Source organism: Tumebacillus avium (genome assembly GCF_002162355.1).
GTDB lineage: Bacteria > Bacillota > Bacilli > Tumebacillales > Tumebacillaceae > Tumebacillus_A > Tumebacillus_A avium.
This window is the reverse complement of record NZ_CP021434.1, coordinates 5134571-5154012: the sequence shown is the minus strand read 5'-3', so window position 1 is coordinate 5154012 and position 19442 is coordinate 5134571. Positions and strand designations below refer to the sequence as shown.

Sequence of the window (19442 nt, the reverse complement as noted above, 5' to 3'; positions counted from 1 at the left end):
CCATGAGCAACGCGTTGATGGAAGGAATTGCGATCATCGGCATGTCGGGGCGGTTTCCCGGCGCTGAGAATGTGGACGCATTTTGGGAGAATCTGAAAAACGGGGTGGAGTCGATTTCCACCTTTACCGATGAGGAGTTAAAAGCGGCTCTGGTCTCGGAGCAATTGCTGCAGCACCCGAACTACGTGAAGCGCGGCGGCGTGCTGGCCGGTGCGGACCGTTTTGACGCCGAGTTCTTTGGCTACACCCCGCGTGAGGCGGAGATCACCGACCCGCAGCAGCGCGTCTTTTTGGAAGCGGCTTGGGGAGCGCTGGAGCACGCCGGTTATGATGCGGAGCGCTATGCTGGAGCGATTGGCGTCTTTGGCGGTGCGGCGAGCAACCGCCACGAGACGATGTACCTCGCCGCCAATCAGGATGTGGTGGCGGCGATGGGGCCGCTGCAGGCGTTGATGGGCGTCTCGCGCGACTTTTTGGCGACGCGCGTGTCTTACAAGCTCAACCTGACCGGCCCGGCGGCGACGGTACTCACCGCCTGCTCGACAGGGCTGGTCGCGGTGCACCAAGCCTGCCAAAGCCTGCTGATGTACGAGTGCGACATGGCGCTGGCAGGGGGGGCTGCGGTGACGCTTCCGCAAAAGCAAGGCTACCTCTATCAGGAAGGCGGCATCATGTCGCTGGACGGACATTGCCGCACGTTTGACGAAGCGGCAAAAGGCACCGTGCCGGGCGAAGGCGTTGGCGTGGTCGTCCTGAAGCGGCTGGAAGATGCGCTGGCCGACGGCGACACGATCCATGCGGTGATCAAAGGCACGGCGATCAACAACGACGGCTCGATGAAAGTCGGCTACACCGCGCCAAGCACCGACGGGCAGGCGCAGGCGATCGCGCAGGCACAGCTGATGGCGGGCGTGGAACCGGACTCGATCAGCTATGTGGAAGCGCATGGCACGGCGACCGTCTTGGGCGACCCGATTGAAGTGGCGGCGCTGACCCAAGTGTTCCGCAACAAAACGGACCGCGAGCAGTTCTGCGCGCTTGGCTCGGTCAAGTCGAACATCGGGCACGCCGACGCAGCGGCCGGTGTGGCCGGGCTGATCAAAACGGTGATGGCGCTCAAGCACAAGCAACTGCCGCCGTCCCTGCATTTTGAAAAAGGCAACCCGGGCATCCCGTTCGCCTCTTCGCCGTTCTATGTGAACCACGAGCTGAAAGAGTGGCAGTCGGATGGCCCGCGCCGCGCCGGGGTCTCCTCCTTCGGCATCGGCGGCACCAACGCGCATGTGGTGCTGGAAGAAGCGCCGCAAGTGGAAGTTTCGGCTGCGAACTCTGAACATCAACTGCTTGTCCTCTCCGCGAAGACCTCTTCCGCGCTGGAGACAGCAGCCCAGAATCTGCAAGCGCATCTGGAAACGCACGCTGAGCAGGCGTTGGCCGACGTGGCGTACACGCTGCAAAAAGGGCGCAAAGCGTTCTCGCACCGCAAGTTTGCCGTCGCAAGCAGCCCGGAAGAAGCGGCCACTCTGCTGCTCACCTCTGACGATGCGTTGACTGGTAGCGGTTCGCTTGCGGCAGGCGAGGAAGAGCTGGAGTGCTCGGTCGTCTTCCTGTTCCCGGGCCAAGGGGCGCAGTATGTCAACATGGGCCGCGATCTGTATCAGGCAGAAGCGGTGTTCCGCGACCATGTCGACCGTGCCGCTGAACTGTTGACGCCGCACCTCGGCCTCGATCTGCGCACCGTGCTCTACCCGGCGCAAGGTCAGGAAGCGGCTGCGCAGGAACAGCTGACCCAGACCCGGTTGACTCAACCCGCCCTGTTCGTGATCGAATACGCGCTGGCCCAGCTGTGGCAGGCCAAAGGCATCTCTCCGAAAGCGATGCTCGGCCACTCGATCGGCGAATACGTGGCTGCTTGCCTCGCTGGCGTGTTTACGCTGGAAGCGGCTTTGGAGCTGGTCGCGGCACGCGGTGCGATGATGCAAGAACTGCCAAGCGGTTCGATGCTCGCCGTGATTCTCTCCGAAGAAAAACTGCGTGCGATCCTGCCGGCCAATCTGTCCCTCGCCGCCGTCAACGGGCCAAACGCCTGTGTGGTGTCGGGCGAGCATGAGGCGGTGGCGGCGTTCGAAGCGGAACTGGAGCAGCAAAACATCTCTTCGCGCCGTCTGGAAACCTCGCATGCTTTCCACTCTGCGATGATGGAGCCGATGCTGGCAGCGTTTTTGGCAAAAGTCAAAAAGGTCAAACTGAACGCCCCGCAACTGCCATACCTCTCCAATGTCAGCGGCACGTGGATCACGGCAGAACAGGCGACCGATCCGGCGTATTGGGTGACCCACCTGCGGGAAGCGGTGCGCTTTGCCGACAACGTGCAGGAACTGCTCGGCAACGCATCGCACGTCTATCTCGAAGTCGGGCCAGGCAACGCGCTGGGCAAGATGGTCAAACAGACCGCGATGGCTGTGCAAGGCAAAGCGTACACCATCGCCACCTTGCGCCACCGCAATGAAGAGCTGCATGATGCAAAAGCATGGCTGCGTGCTGTCGGCCAGCTCTGGGTGTCCGGTGTGGACATCGACTGGAACTCGCTGTACGGCGAAGCGGAACAGCGCCTGCGCGTGCCGCTGCCGACCTATCCGTTTGAAGGCAAGTCCTACATGCTGCAGCCGGGCGTGCCGGGCACATCGAAACCGTCGCTGGCGAAACAGAAAAACGTCGCCGACTGGTACTACGTGCCGGTCTGGAAGCAAGGCCATCTGACCGCTGCGGCACTGGAAGCGCCGAAGCGCTGGCTGGTGTTCCTCGACGATGCCGGATTTGGCGCGGAAGTGGTCAAGGAATTGACGGCGGAAGGGCAGGAAGTGGTCGCGGTGATGGCTGATGATCATTTCTCCCGTCTGGAAGACAACGTATACGGCCTCGACCTGCGCAGCCGCGAGCAATACGGCGAACTGCTCAAGGAACTCCAACTGGCCGGGCAGATGCCGGAGCGCATCGCGCATTTTGGCGCACTCTCCGAGCTGGATGACAGCGACACCGGGCTCGACCGCTTGGAAGCGGCACAGGAGCGCGGTCTGCACTCGCTGGTCTATCTGGCACAGGCGATCACCGATCAAGGCTGGACGGAACCTGTCGAGATCACCGTGATCACCAACAACCTGCAGGAAGTGACGGGCGGCGAAGTGTTTGCGCCGGAGCGCGCGACACTGCTTGGCGCCTGCAAAGTGATCCCGCAGGAGTACCCGGCGCTTTCGATCCGCACGCTCGACCTCAACCTGCCGTACGCGGACGCACCGCAGGCGGCCGATTGCGTGGAGCAGGCGGCAGAAGAGCTGTTGTCCCAAGCGACAGAAGAGCATGTCGCCTATCGCGGGCACACGCGTTTTGTGCAGACTTTGGAAAAAACGGCCCTGCTCCATGCTTCCAAGCGCGGCAGAGCACTGCGCCAAGGCGCGGTCTATCTGGTCACCGGCGGTGCGGAGGATACCGCTCTGCAGTTGACCCGGCACCTGTTGCAAACGGTGGGCGCAAAGGTGGTTCATGTGGCAGCCGAGGAGGAGCTCGCGGCGGTGGAGCTGCATCTGGGCAGCTCGGCCGACCTGCTCTGCATCAGCGCGGACATCACCCAACTGGGGCAGATGCAAGCGGTGATCGGGCAGACCCGGGCGCAATTTGGCGGATTGAACGGGGTGTTCCATGCGGCGGGGAACCGCGGGATGGGCATGATGCAGTTCAAAACGCCGGATGCGATCGCCGCCGGACTGGATGAGAAAGTCAAAGGGGCGCTGGCTTTAGATGCGGCGCTGGCAGGCGAGGAGCTGGAATTTGTTGTGCTGTTCTCTTCGACGACAGGCGTTGTCGGCGGCTTGGGCGCACTGGAAAATGCGGCGGCGAGCTTGTTCCTCGACCGGCTGGCCCGTTGCAACACAGCACATGGCACCCGCACCTTTGCCATCGACTGGAGCATTTGGAAGTGGGAGACCTGGCTGGAAGAGCGGATGGAAAACAACCCGGCGGTGCAGGCGCACATGAAGCAGATGCGCGAAGAATTTGGCATGACGCGGGCAGAAGGCATGGCAGCGCTGGCGGCCGTGCTCGGCAGCGGCTTGTCGCAGGTGATCGTGTCCACACAAGACCTGCACGCCGTGATCGACAACCAGCAGGCGTACACGATGGGCGCGTTTTCCCAAGGCGGTGTGGATGCATCGTTGCGCAAGGAAGGCGATGCCGATTATGTCGCGCCGCGCAATGAGACGGAAGAGAAGATCGCCGGCATCCTTGGCGAGCTGTTTGGGGTCGGCTCGGTGTCTGTGCTCGACAACTTCTTTGAACTGGGCGGCAACTCGCTGTTGGCGATTCAGCTGGTCGCGCGGATTCGCCAGGAGTTTATGGTCGAGCTGCCGATGGATGAGTTCTTCGCGGCGCCGACGATCGCTGGACTTGCCGAGCGCGTGGCGCAGACGGGGCTGGCGCAGGATGAGCTTGACGAACTGGAGCGTCTGCTCGGCGAGATTGAAGACCTCGACCTGGACGAAGTGACAGCGAGATTGCTCAGCGAGCAGTAAGAGGGAGGAACAACGATGGATGACTTGCAAAAACGCCTGGCTGCCTTGCCGCCGGAAAAGCGCAAACTGCTGGAGCAGGCTCTGAAACAAAAAGGCATCGACGTGTCAAAAGCCGCCCCGTTGCAGGACCGCATCCCGGTGCGCGGACATGATGGTCCAAGCCCGCTGTCGATCGATCAGTTGCGCCTGTGGGAGAGCTATCAGGCCACGCCGCAGGACCCGCGCCACAACAACTACAACGCCCAGCATATTCGCGGCCCGCTTGATGCGGACGCTTTGCTGAACGCTTACCGGGAGATCGTGCGCCGCCATGAAGCGTGGCGCACGGCGTTCCGGGTGATCGACGGTGTGCCGAAGCAGGTCGTGCTGCCGGAGCTGGATGTGCAGATGGAGCGGATCGACCTGCGCCATCTGCCGGCAGAGGAGCGCCGGGCGGAAGCGAACCGGATCATGGTGGAAGCGACGCGGATTCCGTTTGATGCGGCGACGCCGCCTTTATTTCGGATTCAGCTCTTGCAGCTCGATGCGGAAGAGCACATCAAGCTGTGGGTGACCCACCATCTGATCACCGACCGGATCACCTATATGGTGACCGACAAGGAACTGTTGCAGTATTACATGAGCTATGTGACGGGGACGCCGCTGCAACTGCCTCTGCCGCAGGTGCAGTATGCCGATTGGGCGGAGTGGCAGGTGAACTACCTGCAGGGCGAGGTCTTGGATGAGCTGACGACGTTCTGGAAAGGGCAGTTGGCGGGGGCTTCGATGCAGTTGGAGCTGCCGGCCGACCACCCGCGTCCGGAGCAAATGAGCTTCGAAGGCCGGCGCAAGCATTTCCGGCTCCCGAGTGAACTTTTTCAAGGGATCAACCTCTTGGCAAAAACGGAAGGCGTGACGCCGTTTATGGTGTTTTTGGCGGCGTATGATGCGCTGCTCCACCTCTATTCGGGGCAGGAGGACATCGTTGTGGGCACGCCGTACGTGAACCGCTCGCGGATGGAAGTGAAGAGCACGGTCGGGTATTTTCTCACGCCAATCGTGTTCCGCGTCGATGTGAACGGGGGCATGACGTTCCGCGAACTGCTGCACAAAGTGAAGGACGTAAACGTGGCGGTGCATAAGCATGCCGACATTCCGTTTGGGATGCTCGTCGATCTGATGGAGCTGCCGGAAGACCCAAGTCGTCATCCGGTGTTTCAGGCGATGTTTGTGCATGTCGATGTGCCGACGGTGCAGGTGCTGGAAGGGATGCCGTTGTCGATCGTCGATCTGGACATCGACGGGTCGACGTCGAAGTATGACATCGTCTTTGCAGTGCTCGATGCGAATGAGGAGCCCAAAGGATTTTGGGAGTTTAATGCCGACCTGTTTGAGCAGGAGACGATCGAGGAGATCGCCGGGGATATGGAGCGGCTGCTCGAAGCGGTGCTGCAAGATCCGGGGCAAAAATTGGCCGACCTGCCGCTGCGGGTCGGGGAGGGGCAGGCGCGATGAAAAGTTTAAGCGACCGCCTCGCTGCTCTGTCGCCGGAGCAGCGGGCGCTGTTGGAAAAGAAACTGCAGGCGAAAAACATCGACAGCAGCAAGCTGGCCAAAGCGGAAGTGTCGATTCCGCGCCGTACCTCGGAAGGGCCGGCGCCGCTGTCGGTCGACCAGGAGCGGATCTGGTTCTTCCAGCAGATGGAGCCGAACGACCCGGCGTACAACATGTACAGCGTGGTGAAGATCAAAGGGGACTTGGATCTGTCAAGGATGGAGCAAAGCGTCGGGAAGATCGTACAGCGGCATGAGGCGCTGCGCACGACGTTTGCGCAGTTTGACAGTGCGCCCCGCGCTGTGGTGGCCGACGAGCTGTCGGTGCCGCTTGTGGTGCGCGATGTGCGGGGCCGAGTGGAAGCGGAAGTGCTGGAGCAGCTCTTGGCGGAAGTGAAGGTGCCGTTCGATCTGGAAAAAGGGCCTTTGCTGCGGGCGTTTTGCTGGCAGACGGATCAGCAGGAGCATCTGTTTTTGCTGATCGTGCATCATATCGTGAGCGATCACCTGTCGCTGGGGCTGTTTTTTGGCGAACTGCTCCGTCACTACGAAGGAATGGAAATGCCGGACGTGCCTTTGCAGTACACCGATTTTGCCGAGTGGCAGCGGGAGCAGTTGCAAGGGGAAGGCAGTGAGAAGCTGGTTTCTTATTGGAAGGAACAGCTGGCGGACAGTGAGTTTGTGCTGAATCTGCCGACCGACCGTCCCCGTCCTGCTGTGCAGACGTACCGTGGGGCGCAGGTGAAAGTTCCGTTGTCAAAACGTGTGATGGCTGGCGTGAAGACGCTGGGCGGGAAGCATGGGGTATCGGCGTTTATGGTGACGATGGCGGCGTATCAGGCGCTGTTGCACCGCTATACCGGGCAGCAGGATGTGCTGGTCGGCACGCCGGTGTCTTTGCGCAAACAGCAGGAGACGCAGAGTGTGATCGGCTTTTTCCTGAACACGATGGTGATTCGGACGGAAGTGAAGCCGGAGTTGCGTGGAACTGAATTGCTGCTGCGCACGAAAGAGGCGAGCACGGGGGCGTTCTCGCATGGGGATATGCCGTTTGGGCTCTTGTTGGAAGAGATCCAGCCGAAGCGGGATCTGAGCCGGAGTCCGATCTTCCAGGCGATGTTCACCTATGTCGAAGGGGCAGGCGGCGTGCAGGAGCTGGCCGGTCTGACTCTGGAGCCGATGGAGTTTGACGGCGGGACGGCCAAATGCGACCTGTCGCTGACGGTGATGGAGTCGGCGGCGGGAGCGGACGTTTTGTTCGAGTATGCGTCCGACCTGTTCGATTCGGCCACGATCGAGCGCATGGCGGGGCATTACCTGCAGCTGCTCGAAGGTCTCGTGCAGACGCCGGAGCTGACGATTGGCGAGTTGCCAATGCTGACGGAAGTGGAGCAAAAGCAACTGCTCACGGGCTGGAATCAGACAAAAGTTGCCCTGTCGCCGGAGCGCAGCCTGAGCATCCAAGCACAGTTCCAAGCGCAGACAGCCCGCACGCCAGATGCAGTTGCCGTCGTGTTTGGCGATGAGGAGTTGACCTATGCCGAACTGGACAGCCGAGCGAATGCCCTCGCGCATCATCTGGTGACCCAGTGCGGCATCGGCCCGTCCATGCGAGTGGCAATTCTCGCCGAGCGTTCCCTCGCCATGATCACAGGTCTGCTCGGCATCTTAAAATCCGGCGCGGCCTATGTCCCGCTCGACCCAACCTACCCGGCCGAGCGAGTCGCGTATGTCTTGGAAGATGCAAAAGTGCAGGCGCTTGTGACACTCGATAAGCACAAGGCGAGCCTGCCGGCGATACCTGACCTGACGGTCGTTTCATTAGATGCGATTGCATCACATCGCGACGAAGCGACTTCGCTGCGCGAAGACGGCACAGCAGAAGAGAAGATCTCAACTTCGCTGCGCGAAGATGGCACGGCAAGTGAGAAGGTCTCGACTTCGCTGCGCGAAGACGGCACAGCAGATGAGAAGGTCTCAACTTCGCTGGGCGAAGACGGCACGGCAAGTGAGAAGGTCTCAACTTCGCTGGGCGAAGACGGCACGGCAAGTGAGAAGGTCTCGACTTCGCTGGGCGAAGACGGCACGGCAAGTGAGAAGGTCTCGACTTCGCTGGGCGATGACGGAACGTCAGTAGAGAAGAACTTGTCTTCGCAACGCGAAGACATCTCTCTCGGCGAAGCCTCAGTCAACGATCTGGCCTATATGATCTACACATCCGGTTCTACCGGGAAGCCGAAAGGCGTGATGGTGGAACAGGGGAATGTGGCGAACTTTTTCTGGGGGATGGATGAACGGATTCAGCCTGAGGAAGGGGACGTGCTGCTCGCTTCGACGAGCTATGCGTTTGACATCTCGGTGCTGGAATTGCTGTGGACGCTGACACGGGGCATCAGGACGGTGATCGTGGCCGACACGGCGGACCTGCCTGCTCAGGCGGTGAAGCATGGGGTCACACTGCTCCAAGGCACACCTTCGCTAATGAAGATGGCGCTTGGCAATCCTGCGGCCATCGGGGCGCTGCGAGGCGTTCGTCTGCTCATGCTTGGCGGGGAAGCGCTGCAAGGAACCTTGGTCAAAGCGATTCGCGAGAAGCTGCCCTGCCGCATTTTCAACATGTATGGGCCGACCGAGACCACCGTCTGGTCTTCCACCTATGAAGTCCAAACTGATACCCCGCCGGTCCTTCCAATCGGCAAACCGATCGCCAACACCGAATTCTACATCCTCGACCCGCAGCAGCAACCTGTGCCGGCCGGCGTGCCCGGCGAGCTGTATATCGGCGGTGCAGGCGTGACGCGCGGCTACTTTGAACGGCCTGACCTGACGGGGGAACGCTACGTCCCCAACCCCTTCACCGGGCAAGGGAGACTGTACCGCACAGGTGACGAGGCACGCTGGCTGGCCGACGGGAACGTGGAATATCTCGGCCGCCTCGACCAGCAGGTCAAAGTCCGCGGGTTCCGCATCGAGCTGGGCGAAGTGGAAGCCAAACTCCACGCCCACCCGCAGGTCCAAGCGGCCGCCGCAACTGCCATGCCCGACCCGCAAGGCGACCTGCGTCTCATCGGCTACATCGTTCAGGCAACCGGCCAATCGGCACCGGACAGCAGCGACCTGCGTTTGTTCCTGCAAGCCGCGCTGCCCGACTACATGGTGCCGGCCGCCTTTGTCACGCTCGACGCCTTGCCCTTGACGCCAAACGGCAAGCTCGACCGCAAAGCTCTGCCGCAGCCGGACGTGCTCGCCGTAAGTGATGATACGCCGCCGCAGACGGCCGTGCAGGAAGTCTTGTCCCAACTCTTCTGCGAACTGCTCGGCCTCGAACGCGTCTCCTTGTCGGCCAACTTCTTTGAGATCGGCGGACACTCGCTGCGGGCCACCCAGCTCGTCTCCAGCCTCCAAGGCATCTTCTCGGTTGACCTCACGCTGCACCGCGTGTTCGACCGGGCGACGATCCTCGATCTGGAACAGGAGCTGCACAACCTGGCCCACGACCCGGCGCGTCTCGAAACACAAGCCAAGGCGTACCTGCAGACAGGAGCCCGTCAAGTGCCGTCGCAGATTCGCGCACTGTCCCGCCCTTCGCGCAGACGCCAGACATAACGAGGGCGCGAAAAAGCAACACTACCTGTTGAAACACCCGCAAAGGGGGGATTAACAGGATGAAAAACGAACTGGCCGACCTGACGCAAGAACAGCATCAGAGGATCAACCAACTGGAAGCCCAGCTTGGCGTAGTGCTGATCGCCTACGCGGAGTATCAGCAGGAAAACAACAGCGGTCAACCGCAGCACCAACAGTAACGTATGCCATACAAACGGCGAAGGCCCCCGGCCTTCGCCCTTTTGTTTGGTCTAAATTTCAAACTGCCGATCTTCTCGTTGGTCTTCCCACACATCCTGATAATCAAAAAATTCCTGGCCGATCTCTTTCAGCTCTTGCAGCCGGACGATAAAATCATCCAGATCGGCAAGATGCAGCGTATCGATATGTCCGTCGCCGCTGGCGTTTTGCTCGCCTTTGGGAACGTTGTGGTACACGTGCAGCTCGATCATCCCGTCCCAGCGCACGTTGGCATCAAAATATCCGTTCGGGTCCTGCAGCTCGATCGCCACGTTTTCACCGTTTTCGCCGAGGTGCTGGCGCGTGACTTCCCAGAGGTTGTCGTTCAAAAACACCATCTTACTTGCTCATGAACACAACGCGGCGGAGATTCGGATTGGTGCGGATGATCGTGTCGCGGATGGCGGTGGTCATCGCTGGCGGCATGTTGACCGCTTCCGGTGCGTTCAGGATGTTGGCATCGGTGTTCGGAGCGGCGACGTTCGACTTTTTCATCGAACCCATGTCTTCAATCATCACATAGGCGGTCGTGCCAGAGACCATGATGGTGGCATGCTTGACGTTTTGCACTTTTTCGACGGCCGCTTCCAACTTCTTGTCTTCATACAGGGCATCTTGGCTGTCCTGTTTCTGCAGGACGTTTTGCTGTCCTTGCTGCCCTTTTTGGCCGCCCTGAGCTTGCGTTTTCGCGCCGCCTTTTTGCTGCGCCTGCTGGCTTTGCGCCTTGGCGCCGCCGCCTGCAGGCTGGCCGTCATTTTGCGCGTTGTTGTTGCTGCATCCGGTCACAAGCGAAGATGCGAGCAATACAGCGAAGAGGCTTGCTGCAGTCTTTTTCATCGTGTATATACCTCCCTCATTTTGTGAGTTCAGGTATAGTGTGCGTTTGCGCCCGTTTTCTAGTCATCGGGACAGGTGCCCGTATCCAGATTCCCCTTCTCCCCGTACCTTAATAACGAGCAGAGAGGGGGTGTTTTTTTTATGTACGGTGTATTTGGCGCTTATACCAAATGGGCAGTTGTGTTCCTGATCATCTTCGTTCTGTTCTTCCTGTTTGTGCCTGACTACCAAGGTGGTCAACAAGGCGGCGGCTGCGGCTGCTAATCTTGAAAAAACCCGCATCCTTTCCCGGATGCGGGTTTTTTTGTGCGCCAAGATGGAGATAAATGGGATGTATAAGAAACGGAGGGTTGCGGCATGAGGAGGAAACGAAGAAAAAAACGCATCTGGTTCTGGCTGTCCTTTTGGTGCCTGCTGCTCATCGTCCTGACTCCCTCCGCAAGCATCGCATTTCTCGGCTGGCAATACCTGCATCCGCCGAAAAAACCGATCGCCGAAACGCCGGAAGTGTTTCATCTCGACTATCAGGACGTCAGCTTCGAGAGTCAAAACGAAAATGTCACGCTCAAAGGCTGGCTGGTGCCGGCCGCCGAAGAGACCTCCCGCATCGTCATCTTCGCGCACGGCTATTCGGAAAACCGGACCAGCGCCAATGTCGCGCTGCATATGGCAAAAGCGCTGCACAGCCGCAGCATCGCGTCGCTGATGTTTGATTTTCGCGGCGCCGGGGAATCGGACGGGACGATGACCTCGCTTGGCTATTATGAAAAACAAGACCTGCTCGGCGCGATCGACTACGCCAAAGGACTTGGCTATGAGCAGATCGGGCTGGTCGGCTTTTCGATGGGCGCATCGACCGCGCTTGAGGTAGCGCCGGAAGTCCCGGAAGTGCAGGCGGTGGTCGCCGACTCGGCGTTTACCAACTTGGACCAATACCTGGAGACCAACCTCGCCAATCTGCATCCGCTGGCCGAAGTGGAATTTATGCCCAAACTGGCGATGTGGGAAGCAAGCCTCCTGACTGGGATCGAGCCGGAGACGGTGCAGCCGATCCTCTCGATTCAGAATCTGCGTGACCGGGGCGTCTTTTTGATCCATGCACAAGGGGATGAGATCATTCCGGCGTCTGAGAGCATGGAGCTGGCCGAAGCGTCCGCTTCGATGAACACGGTGCTGTGGGTCTCGCCGGCAAAGAAACATGTCGGCACTTATTCGAAAGAAACCAATGAGTATCTGGTGCGCACCACCGCTTTCTTGTCCTATTACCTGGACAAAGGTCGGCACAGCACACAAACAGCAGCGAAAAAAGATCCGGCAGATGTCACAACCCGAGCGACCTTCTCCGGCAACATCGCGCGGGAAGACGCTGAATTATAGGAAAGAGCCATGCTGAACAACTGGCAGGCTCTTTTTACTTTATTTTTGTTATAATGGAACGAGAAGGTGAAAATGGGGGAGTCTGCTGAGTGAAAGATTTACTACTTAACTTTTTGGTCATTTTGGCTCCGCTTTTTCTCTATCAGATCCTGGCGGCGGACCGGATGTATGGAAAAGATCTGCTGAAAATGAAATGGTGGATCGGCGTTATGTACGGCGTCGCCGCTTGTTTGTGCATGTTTTTTCCCATCAACATGGGAGATGAATTCATCTGGGACCTGCGCTGGGTGCCGTTTCTGATCGCCATTTTGTACGGAGGCGTACGCGGCGGGATCGCTGCGGGCGCTATTTTATTGCTTTGCCGTCTCTATTTGGGTGGCGGGGCCGCGTTTTATACGGTGCTGATCGACGTGGTGCTGCTTTTGCCGCTGCTCTTGCGCATCAGGCCGTGGTTTCATACGTACAGTTTGCGCGGCAAGATCGTCCTCGCCGGGCTGCTCTCCGTGATGACCTATCTGTTGATCATGCTGTCGATCGGCTTCTATTTCGTCTATCGCGGCGATGTGTGGTACCTGTTCCAGCATAGTCTGGAGTTCTATCTGTTCTTTGGCTTGCTCTATTTGCTGTCGATGACGGCGTCTGTGCTGCTGCTTGAGAACATGCAGGAAAACGCCAGGATTCGGGCGGAGATACAAAAATCGGAAAAGCTGCAGATCATCACGCAACTGGCCGCTTCGATCGCCCATGAGGTGCGCAATCCGCTGACGGTGGTGCGCGGGTTTATCCAACTCGCCTCTTCGACGATGGATGAACAGAACCGCCGCTATATGCATACGGCGATCGAAGAGCTGGACCGGGCGGAGTTTATCATATCCGACTACCTCAATTTCGCCAAACCGGAGCTGGACCGTCTGGAACGCGTGGAGGCGGGGGATGTGCTCAAGCACGTCACCAACCTGATGTCTTCCTACGCCACGATGCAGGGGGCAGCGCTTTCGGTCGAAGCAGAACCGGGCCTGCAACTGATGGCCGACTCGGTGAAGCTGAAACAGGTGATCATGAACCTGATCAAAAATTCAGTCGAGGCGAGCAGCGCAGGCGGCGGCAAGATCGACGTACTGGCGCGCCGTTCCGGGGAGCACGTGGTGATCGAAGTGATCGACAACGGCCCCGGCATGACGCCGGAGGAGCTGGAACGGCTCGGATCGCCGTTTTATTCAACCAAGGAAAAAGGCACGGGACTGGGGCTGATGGTCTCGTTTCGGATCATCGAAGCGATGCACGGCAAGCTGGAGTTCTGGAGCGAACCGGGCGACGGCACGACCGCTGCCATCACCATTCCGACCAGATAAAAAGAGAGGGCGGCAGCCCTCTCTTTTTGTGCTTACAGATACAATGCCATCCAATGTTCGTCATAGACCGTTCCGTCGACGATCAGCGCCGCTTTTTCCAAGCCGTAGGTAACAAAGCCAAATCGCTCGTACAGCCGTTTCGCAGGTTCGTTTGTGGTGACCACGGCCAGTTGAATCTGGGTGATCTCCGGCTCCTGCTTCAGCTCATCGATCACATGCTGCATCAGCTTGGAACCGGCGCCCGTGCCGTGCAGCTCCGGGGCGACGTACATGCCCCAGATCATGCCTTTGTGCTTGAGCTTGTTCCGCTGCTGCCGGACAAAGCCGATCGTGCCGACCAGCGTTCCGTCCTCCAAAAAAGCGCCGGCGACAAAATTGTTTGGCGCGACGCGGGAAGCAAAAACGGCGGTGTCCGCTTCCAGCGTGGTGTGCTGCTCTTCTTCAAAGGAAGAGCCAAACGCCTGCGGGTATTCCTGCAGCGCGCGCAGCCGCAGCTGGCGAAAGGCGGCGGCGTCGTCTGGCCCGAGATTGCGAATGTGGAGTTGTAACATTTCTGTCATTCCTTTCTTTTTTCCCATTCTACCCGACTTTTGGGAAATGGTATATGCTGGAGTTAGAGAGGGGATGTTGTAGATGCAAACAAAACTGTCTCAAAATTGGAACTTGGATGACATTTTCGCAGGAGGCAAGCATTCGGACGCATTGTCCGCAGAGCTGACCAGCCTTACCGATCAATTATCTGATCTGAAGATCGCATATATAGACGGGGAACAAGGGAAAGCATTGATTTTGACGCTGCAGGAGCTGGGCAGCCGGCTGCTGGAGTGTGAGATGTTTCTCTTCTGCCTGTCCTATGAACAGCGCGGAGATGCGCAGGTGCAGCAGTTACAAGGAACGGCCACAGCGCTTCGCGCCAAGCACACGGCGCTGATGATCCGCTTGGAGCAGGAGCTGGCACAGGTGCCGCAAGCAGAGTGGGAAAAGCTGCTGGCGGACGAGCAGTTGCAGGCGGTCCGGCTCTACATCGACGAACGTCGCGCGCGTGTCCAAGACCGGATGAGCGGCGATCAGGAACTGCTGGCCAACGAATTGGCGGCTGACGGCTATCATGCCTGGGCGAACCTCTACCGCACCCTCCAGCATCAGCTGCGCGTGCCGGTCGTGCTGGACAGGGAAGCGCAAGAGCTGACGGCAGGTCAGGTGTTTGGCCTGCTCGGGCATCGCGACCGCGCAGTGCGCCTCAGCGTGCTGGAAGCGGTGGAGGACAAACTGGCAGGGGAAGAGGAGCTGTTCGCAGCGGCGCTCAACCACATCGCCGGGTTCCGGCTGGCGCTTTACCAACAGCGCGGATGGGACTCGGTGCTGCAGGAACCCTTGTTCAACAACCGCTTGTCCCAAGCCACCCTCGATGCGATGTACAGCGCGGTCGATGGGAACCGCCATCGTCTGACTCCCTTTTTCAAACGCAAAGGGAAACTGCTTGGCTTGGACAGCCTGATGATGCAGGACAGCAATGCGCCGTTTTCGGAAGTGTCGACCAACCTGACCTTCGAAGCGGCGGCCGACCTGATCGTCGAGCAGTTTCGCGCGTTTTCGCCGGAGATGTCCGACTTTGCCAAGACCTGCTTCGAGCAGGATTGGGTGGAAGCGGAAGATCGTCCGGAGAAAAGCGGCGGAGGCTTCTGCGTTCCGTTCTTCCGCGCCGGGCAGTCGCGCGTGTTTATGACCTATCGCGGCCGGGCGTCCGACATGCTGGTCCTCGCCCATGAGCTGGGACATGGCTATCACCATGACGTGCTGAACGGCTTGCCGCATTTCGCGCAGGAATATCCGATGTCGCTGGCGGAGACGGCGTCGACGTTCGCCGAGATGATCGTGATGGATGCGGCGATCAAACAGGCCGGGTCCAAGCAAGAAAAAGCAGCGTTGCTCGCCGACAAGCTGGGCCGCGGGCTGGTCATGGTGCAGGGCGTCTATGGCGCATTCCGATTTGAACGGGCGTTTTATGAAGAGCGCAAAAAGGGGATGGTGCCGGCCGGCCGCATCTCTGAGCTGATGGTCGAGGCGCAGCGGCACGCGTATGACGGCGTGTACGACCGCTATCATCCGTACCAGTGGATCTTGCAGGCGCATTTCTACATGACCGACAATCCGTTCTACAACTTCCCGTATACGTTTGGCTACCTGTTCTCGATGGGACTTTATGCCCAGGCGAAAAAGCAGGGCAGCGGCGAATTTGCCGAGGCCTATCGGGATCTGCTCCGCGATACGGGCCGGATGACGCCGGAAGAGCTGGCCCAAAAGCATCTGGGCATCGATTTGACTCAGGCCGATTTTTGGCAAGGGGCGATCGACCTGCTGGCTGCAGATGTCGAGCAGTTCCTACAGCTTACTTCATAAGAAAAAAGCCAACCAGCCGGGCTGGTTGGCTTTTTCCGTGTGGTTACTGGATGGTGATCGTGGTGCTGGCTTGCTGCGGGTTGTTGCTCGACGTGATGCTGCCGACGATGGTGTAGGTTCCGGCGGCCACTTGGTTGCCGTTGTTGTTCGTCTGGTCCCACGTCTCGGTGTAGGTCACCGATTCGCCCGGCTGCAGGGTGAGGGTACCGAGCACCTGCAGGAAGAACTGCCCGTTCGACCAGCGCCAAACTTCACGGCCTCCTTTTTGAACGACGATGTCGTAGCGCTGCGAAGTGTTGAAGTTGTAGGTTTGAGTCGAGCTGGTCGTGTTGGTCAGGGTCAAGGTGATTTGCACCGCTTCCCCCACCGCATACGTAGATTTGTTGGTCGTTACAGTCAACATAATCAATCTCCTCCTTGGAATTTGGAATCTGCTATTTTCATATGCATTTTCCGGCGGAATGTTTACAGATTGACTGTAAAAACCACGCTTGTCCGCCGCCTTTTATCACGGTATGATGAACAAAAGCGGAGAAAATGGGTGATCGAGGATGGCGTATTCAACGGAGACGCATTTGCAGTTTGTGATGAACATCGGGCAGCAAAAACCGGAGAGCATCATCAATCGGGAAACGCTGTGCCCGTTTTGTGACCGGGCGTCGCTGACCGGCATCCTGGCCGAAGATGGGCCGCTGATGCTGCTCAAAAATAAGTATCCGGTCCTGCAGGACACGCTGCAGACGGTGCTGATCGAAACGGATGAGTGCCTTGCGGAACTTTCGGACTATGACCCGGCGCACATGCGGCGTTTGATGCGCTTTGCTGTGCGGGAGTGGGAAAAGCTGGAGCAAAGCGGTGAGTTTCGTTCGGTGGTGATGTTCAAAAGCCACGGTCCGCAGTCGGGCGGCACGATTCGCCATCCGCATATGCAGATCGTCGGTCTGGAGAAAGTTGACTATCTGGAACATGTCAGTTCGGAACAGTTCGAAGGGATCCCGATCGCTGCTGAGCCCGGCGTGGAGCTGAACATCTCGACGAAGCCGCGGGTTGGATTTTATGAGTTAAACGTGGTGCTGTCCGATTCGGAGCAGATCGACATCATGGCCGATTATATTCAAAAGGCTGCTCATTATCTGATGCATCATTTCCACAAGTCGTGCAACTCGTACAATCTGTTTTTCTACCGCCTGGAGAGACAGATCTGCGTGAAGATCATGCCGCGATTCGTCGCGTCGCCGATCTTTGTCGGCTTTGGCATTCCGCAGGTCGCCGACCGGATCGGGAATGTGGCGCAGGAGATGCAGCGGCTGTATTTTTAGGGAAACAAAAAGGACAACTCTCAGCGGAGTTGTCCTTTTTGCGTTTAGGGGAGCGCCGGCGTTGTCCAGTCTCCGCGCACCCACGGCGCGTTGGAAGGCGAGCCGTATTCGTTGGAATTGGTGCTGTACTCCGGATCGCCGCCGTAAAAGACGTTGGGCGATGCGCTGTACGAGGTGACACCGCTAAACGCTTCGTTGGAGTAGATCACCCACGGCACGGTGGTCAGGTCGCCTTGGTCGAGGCGCCCGTTGTTTTTGGAGATCGCGCCATTGTAGCGGATGCGCACTCCATCTTCGGAGGACAGTTTCATGGCGTGGGCGCCGCCGTCAACGCTGATCTTCGGGTGAGCGTTGTCTTTGGGTACATCGGCCCATTTGTAGATGTGGTAGGTGTTGTGGTCGGAGATCAGCAGGTGGGTCGGGACGCCGTTTTGCTCGTAGACGTAATATTTTTCCCAGTCGTGCTCGTGGTCGTTGATGTAGTCGTTGTCCGCATAGTACAGCCAGTATTGATACACGTCATAGCCGCCGGAGCGCACAAAATGGAAGTAGACAGCCGGGCGCTGGTCGTTTGGGCCGCGGTTTGCCCAGCCGGTCGAACCGGTGCCGTAGATGCTGCTGCCGATTTTGAACCGGACGAGATTTTCTTTGTTGTGCTCAATGTTCGTGTCATAACCCGTGAAGCGGAATGGCTGCGGGAAATTTTGCTCGCCGGAGTCGAAGTTGTCTTTGCCGTCAAATTGCAGGGTGGCCAGATACGTCGCCGGGGCGGTTGCACCGGCTGCAGCAGCCGGCAGGACCGCGCTGACTGCCAATGTGGCGGTGAGCAGTTTCATAAACGTTTTCATTGCGAATGACCTCCTTCTGGTGTTGATCGTTTCGAGAGACGCATGTTTTGCCAGTGTCCGTACGTCAGCGACCGCCAGAGCCACTCGACCGGTCCGTAGCGGAAGTGCCGCAGCCAGATGATCGAGAAGACCATCAGGAGCGGGTAGATCAATAAGGAGATCAACAGCCCTTTGGCGGTGCCGACCTTGTTGAACAGGCCAAATCCATAAGAGTAGAAGATTGTCGTGCAGATCAGCGAGGTCAGCAGGTAGTTGGAGATCGCCATCCGTCCGACGGCGGCGAACGGCGCCAGTTTCGCCCGCACGGCGTCGAACTGCATCAACTGCAGGATCGATGTTACATAGAAGATGCACAAGGCCGGATTGTACAGGGCACGGATGCACTGTTCAAAGATATGCAAGTTTTGCAGGGAGATAGAAGCAGCCAGGTAGGTCGTGTAAAAGTCGGAAAACAGCGTCGTGGCGATCGAGCCGATCCAGACCCAGCGGATGAACTTGCGATGCTCCTGAATGTTCTGGAAGATGCGTTTTTTCGCCGCGTACACGCCAAACAGGAACATGGCGAACACGACGGGAAACAGCGCCCAGAACACCCCGTAATGGAAAACGAAATCGGCCATGCGCTGCAAGACTTGGCTGCCGTACGTACCGAACTCGTAGGCCTGGTTGGCCTCTTCGAGCATCATCGACGGATTGAACAGCTTGGGACCAAGTCCCGAGGCTTGGTAGATCGGGATGGTGATCTTTTGATAGAAGTTCAAGAAGTTCAGCACAGGCGTCAGGAAGAGAAAGAAAAAGGCCGAGAGCAAGACGAACCAAGGCTTAGCCCGGTAGAACAGGACGAGGAAAAAGGCGAGCACCGCATACTGGAATAAAATGTCACCCACCCAGATCAAGATGGCATGAATCAGTCCAAATGCCAGCAAAATGCTGATCCGGCGCAGAAACAGCGGCACTTCGCGGCGGCCTTTTTGGCGGGCGCGCTCCAAAAAGATCATCATGCCGATGCCAAAGAGGAAGGAGAACATCGTGTAAAACTTCCCGGCTGCGAGCAGATCGATCAATAGTTTGGCCAGTTTGTCCCCTTCCTCCGTCCACAGAGTCATCCGGACACGGGACAGATACTGGAAAGCGCTGGAGAAGAATTGCATATTGACGATCAAGATCCCCAAGATGGCAAACCCGCGAATCACGTCAAGTTCCATCATCCGCTGTTCGGGCTGAATCGGCTTGATTTCGGGCTGAATCGGCTTGATTTCTGGCTGTTGTGTCATCGAAAGATTCCCCCTTTATTCCCATTATAGTCGGAATATTTACAAGAAACGTTTCAATCAATGAACTATTAAGAAAAAATATTTTAGATAGA

At 58.4% G+C, this 19442-nt stretch carries 15 protein-coding genes; 9 read left to right on the top strand and 6 right to left on the bottom strand.

Features of this window, described 5'->3' with window-relative positions; all coding sequences use genetic code 11:
- Positions 1 to 2: 2 nt before the first annotated feature.
- From CBW65_RS23495 to CBW65_RS24665, 4 genes are read left to right on the top strand one after another with little or no spacing between them, the layout of a single operon-like run.
- Positions 3 to 4565, top strand: coding sequence for a type I polyketide synthase (locus CBW65_RS23495; protein WP_198299709.1), 4563 nt, complete (start codon positions 3 to 5; stop codon positions 4563 to 4565).
- Between the two features lie 15 nt (positions 4566 to 4580).
- The gene (locus CBW65_RS23490; RefSeq protein WP_087458980.1) at positions 4581 to 6059 is read left to right on the top strand and encodes a condensation domain-containing protein; all 1479 of its coding nucleotides are present in this window, start codon (positions 4581 to 4583) and stop codon (positions 6057 to 6059) included.
- Positions 6056 to 9703 carry a non-ribosomal peptide synthetase gene (locus CBW65_RS23485; RefSeq protein ID WP_087458979.1) on the top strand — a complete coding sequence of 1216 codons (3648 nt, stop codon included), beginning with the start codon at positions 6056 to 6058 and terminating at the stop codon, positions 9701 to 9703. The genes CBW65_RS23490 and CBW65_RS23485 overlap by 4 nt, the downstream gene beginning before the upstream one ends.
- 59 nt (positions 9704 to 9762) lie before the next feature.
- Positions 9763 to 9903, top strand: coding sequence for a hypothetical protein (locus CBW65_RS24665; RefSeq protein WP_198299708.1), 141 nt, complete (start codon positions 9763 to 9765; stop codon positions 9901 to 9903).
- A gap of 51 nt (positions 9904 to 9954) precedes the next feature.
- On the opposite strand, the gene CBW65_RS23480 is transcribed toward CBW65_RS24665, so the two are convergent.
- Complete coding sequence (locus tag CBW65_RS23480) at positions 9955 to 10281, bottom strand: hypothetical protein (protein WP_087458978.1); 327 nt, start codon at positions 10279 to 10281, stop codon at positions 9955 to 9957.
- A 1-nt stretch (position 10282) separates the two neighbouring features.
- Positions 10283 to 10780 carry a hypothetical protein gene (locus CBW65_RS23475; protein ID WP_087458977.1) on the bottom strand — a complete coding sequence of 166 codons (498 nt, stop codon included), beginning with the start codon at positions 10778 to 10780 and terminating at the stop codon, positions 10283 to 10285.
- Positions 10781 to 10921: 141 nt separating this feature from the next.
- On the opposite strand from CBW65_RS23475, the gene CBW65_RS25230 reads away from it, so the two are divergent.
- From CBW65_RS25230 to CBW65_RS23465, 3 genes are all read left to right on the top strand, one after another.
- Positions 10922 to 11044: a hypothetical protein gene (locus CBW65_RS25230; RefSeq protein WP_269767979.1), complete on the top strand. Its 123-nt coding sequence runs from the start codon at positions 10922 to 10924 to the stop codon at positions 11042 to 11044.
- 93 nt (positions 11045 to 11137) lie between these two features.
- A complete protein-coding gene (locus tag CBW65_RS23470) occupies positions 11138 to 12157 on the top strand; it encodes an alpha/beta hydrolase (protein WP_087458976.1) in 1020 nt (339 codons plus the stop codon).
- A gap of 89 nt (positions 12158 to 12246) precedes the next feature.
- Complete coding sequence (locus CBW65_RS23465; protein WP_087458975.1) at positions 12247 to 13509, top strand: ATP-binding protein; 1263 nt, start codon at positions 12247 to 12249, stop codon at positions 13507 to 13509.
- Positions 13510 to 13541: 32 nt separating this feature from the next.
- On the opposite strand, the gene CBW65_RS23460 is transcribed toward CBW65_RS23465, so the two are convergent.
- The gene (locus CBW65_RS23460) at positions 13542 to 14069 is read right to left on the bottom strand and encodes a GNAT family N-acetyltransferase (protein ID WP_157722152.1); all 528 of its coding nucleotides are present in this window, start codon (positions 14067 to 14069) and stop codon (positions 13542 to 13544) included.
- Between the two features lie 73 nt (positions 14070 to 14142).
- Between CBW65_RS23460 and CBW65_RS23455 the strand changes: the two genes are divergently transcribed.
- Positions 14143 to 15909: a M3 family oligoendopeptidase gene (locus CBW65_RS23455; protein WP_087458973.1), complete on the top strand. Its 1767-nt coding sequence runs from the start codon at positions 14143 to 14145 to the stop codon at positions 15907 to 15909.
- Positions 15910 to 15952: 43 nt separating this feature from the next.
- Here CBW65_RS23455 and CBW65_RS23450 read toward each other — a convergent pair whose 3' ends face one another.
- A complete protein-coding gene (locus tag CBW65_RS23450; RefSeq protein WP_087458972.1) occupies positions 15953 to 16312 on the bottom strand; it encodes a BsuPI-related putative proteinase inhibitor in 360 nt (119 codons plus the stop codon).
- A 148-nt stretch (positions 16313 to 16460) separates the two neighbouring features.
- On the opposite strand from CBW65_RS23450, the gene CBW65_RS23445 reads away from it, so the two are divergent.
- A complete protein-coding gene (locus CBW65_RS23445; protein WP_087458971.1) occupies positions 16461 to 17228 on the top strand; it encodes a DUF4931 domain-containing protein in 768 nt (255 codons plus the stop codon).
- Between the two features lie 44 nt (positions 17229 to 17272).
- Here CBW65_RS23445 and CBW65_RS23440 read toward each other — a convergent pair whose 3' ends face one another.
- A complete protein-coding gene (locus tag CBW65_RS23440; RefSeq protein ID WP_087458970.1) occupies positions 17273 to 18076 on the bottom strand; it encodes an NPP1 family protein in 804 nt (267 codons plus the stop codon).
- The gene (locus tag CBW65_RS23435) at positions 18073 to 19350 is read right to left on the bottom strand and encodes a DUF418 domain-containing protein (protein ID WP_087458969.1); all 1278 of its coding nucleotides are present in this window, start codon (positions 19348 to 19350) and stop codon (positions 18073 to 18075) included. The genes CBW65_RS23440 and CBW65_RS23435 overlap by 4 nt, the downstream gene beginning before the upstream one ends.
- Between the last annotated feature and the right edge of the window lie 92 nt (positions 19351 to 19442).

Coding starts and splice junctions, on each gene's coding strand:
- CBW65_RS23495 (WP_198299709.1), top strand. CDS start 3: ATGAGCAACGCGTTGATGGAAGGAATTGCGATCATCGGCATGTCGGGG.
- CBW65_RS23490 (WP_087458980.1), top strand. CDS start 4,581: ATGGATGACTTGCAAAAACGCCTGGCTGCCTTGCCGCCGGAAAAGCGC.
- CBW65_RS23485 (WP_087458979.1), top strand. CDS start 6,056: ATGAAAAGTTTAAGCGACCGCCTCGCTGCTCTGTCGCCGGAGCAGCGG.
- CBW65_RS24665 (WP_198299708.1), top strand. CDS start 9,763: ATGAAAAACGAACTGGCCGACCTGACGCAAGAACAGCATCAGAGGATC.
- CBW65_RS23480 (WP_087458978.1), bottom strand. CDS start 10,281: ATGGTGTTTTTGAACGACAACCTCTGGGAAGTCACGCGCCAGCACCTC.
- CBW65_RS23475 (WP_087458977.1), bottom strand. CDS start 10,780: ATGAAAAAGACTGCAGCAAGCCTCTTCGCTGTATTGCTCGCATCTTCG.
- CBW65_RS25230 (WP_269767979.1), top strand. CDS start 10,922: ATGTACGGTGTATTTGGCGCTTATACCAAATGGGCAGTTGTGTTCCTG.
- CBW65_RS23470 (WP_087458976.1), top strand. CDS start 11,138: ATGAGGAGGAAACGAAGAAAAAAACGCATCTGGTTCTGGCTGTCCTTT.
- CBW65_RS23460 (WP_157722152.1), bottom strand. CDS start 14,069: ATGACAGAAATGTTACAACTCCACATTCGCAATCTCGGGCCAGACGAC.
- CBW65_RS23455 (WP_087458973.1), top strand. CDS start 14,143: ATGCAAACAAAACTGTCTCAAAATTGGAACTTGGATGACATTTTCGCA.
- CBW65_RS23450 (WP_087458972.1), bottom strand. CDS start 16,312: ATGTTGACTGTAACGACCAACAAATCTACGTATGCGGTGGGGGAAGCG.
- CBW65_RS23445 (WP_087458971.1), top strand. CDS start 16,461: ATGGCGTATTCAACGGAGACGCATTTGCAGTTTGTGATGAACATCGGG.
- CBW65_RS23440 (WP_087458970.1), bottom strand. CDS start 18,076: ATGAAAACGTTTATGAAACTGCTCACCGCCACATTGGCAGTCAGCGCG.
- CBW65_RS23435 (WP_087458969.1), bottom strand. CDS start 19,350: ATGACACAACAGCCAGAAATCAAGCCGATTCAGCCCGAAATCAAGCCG.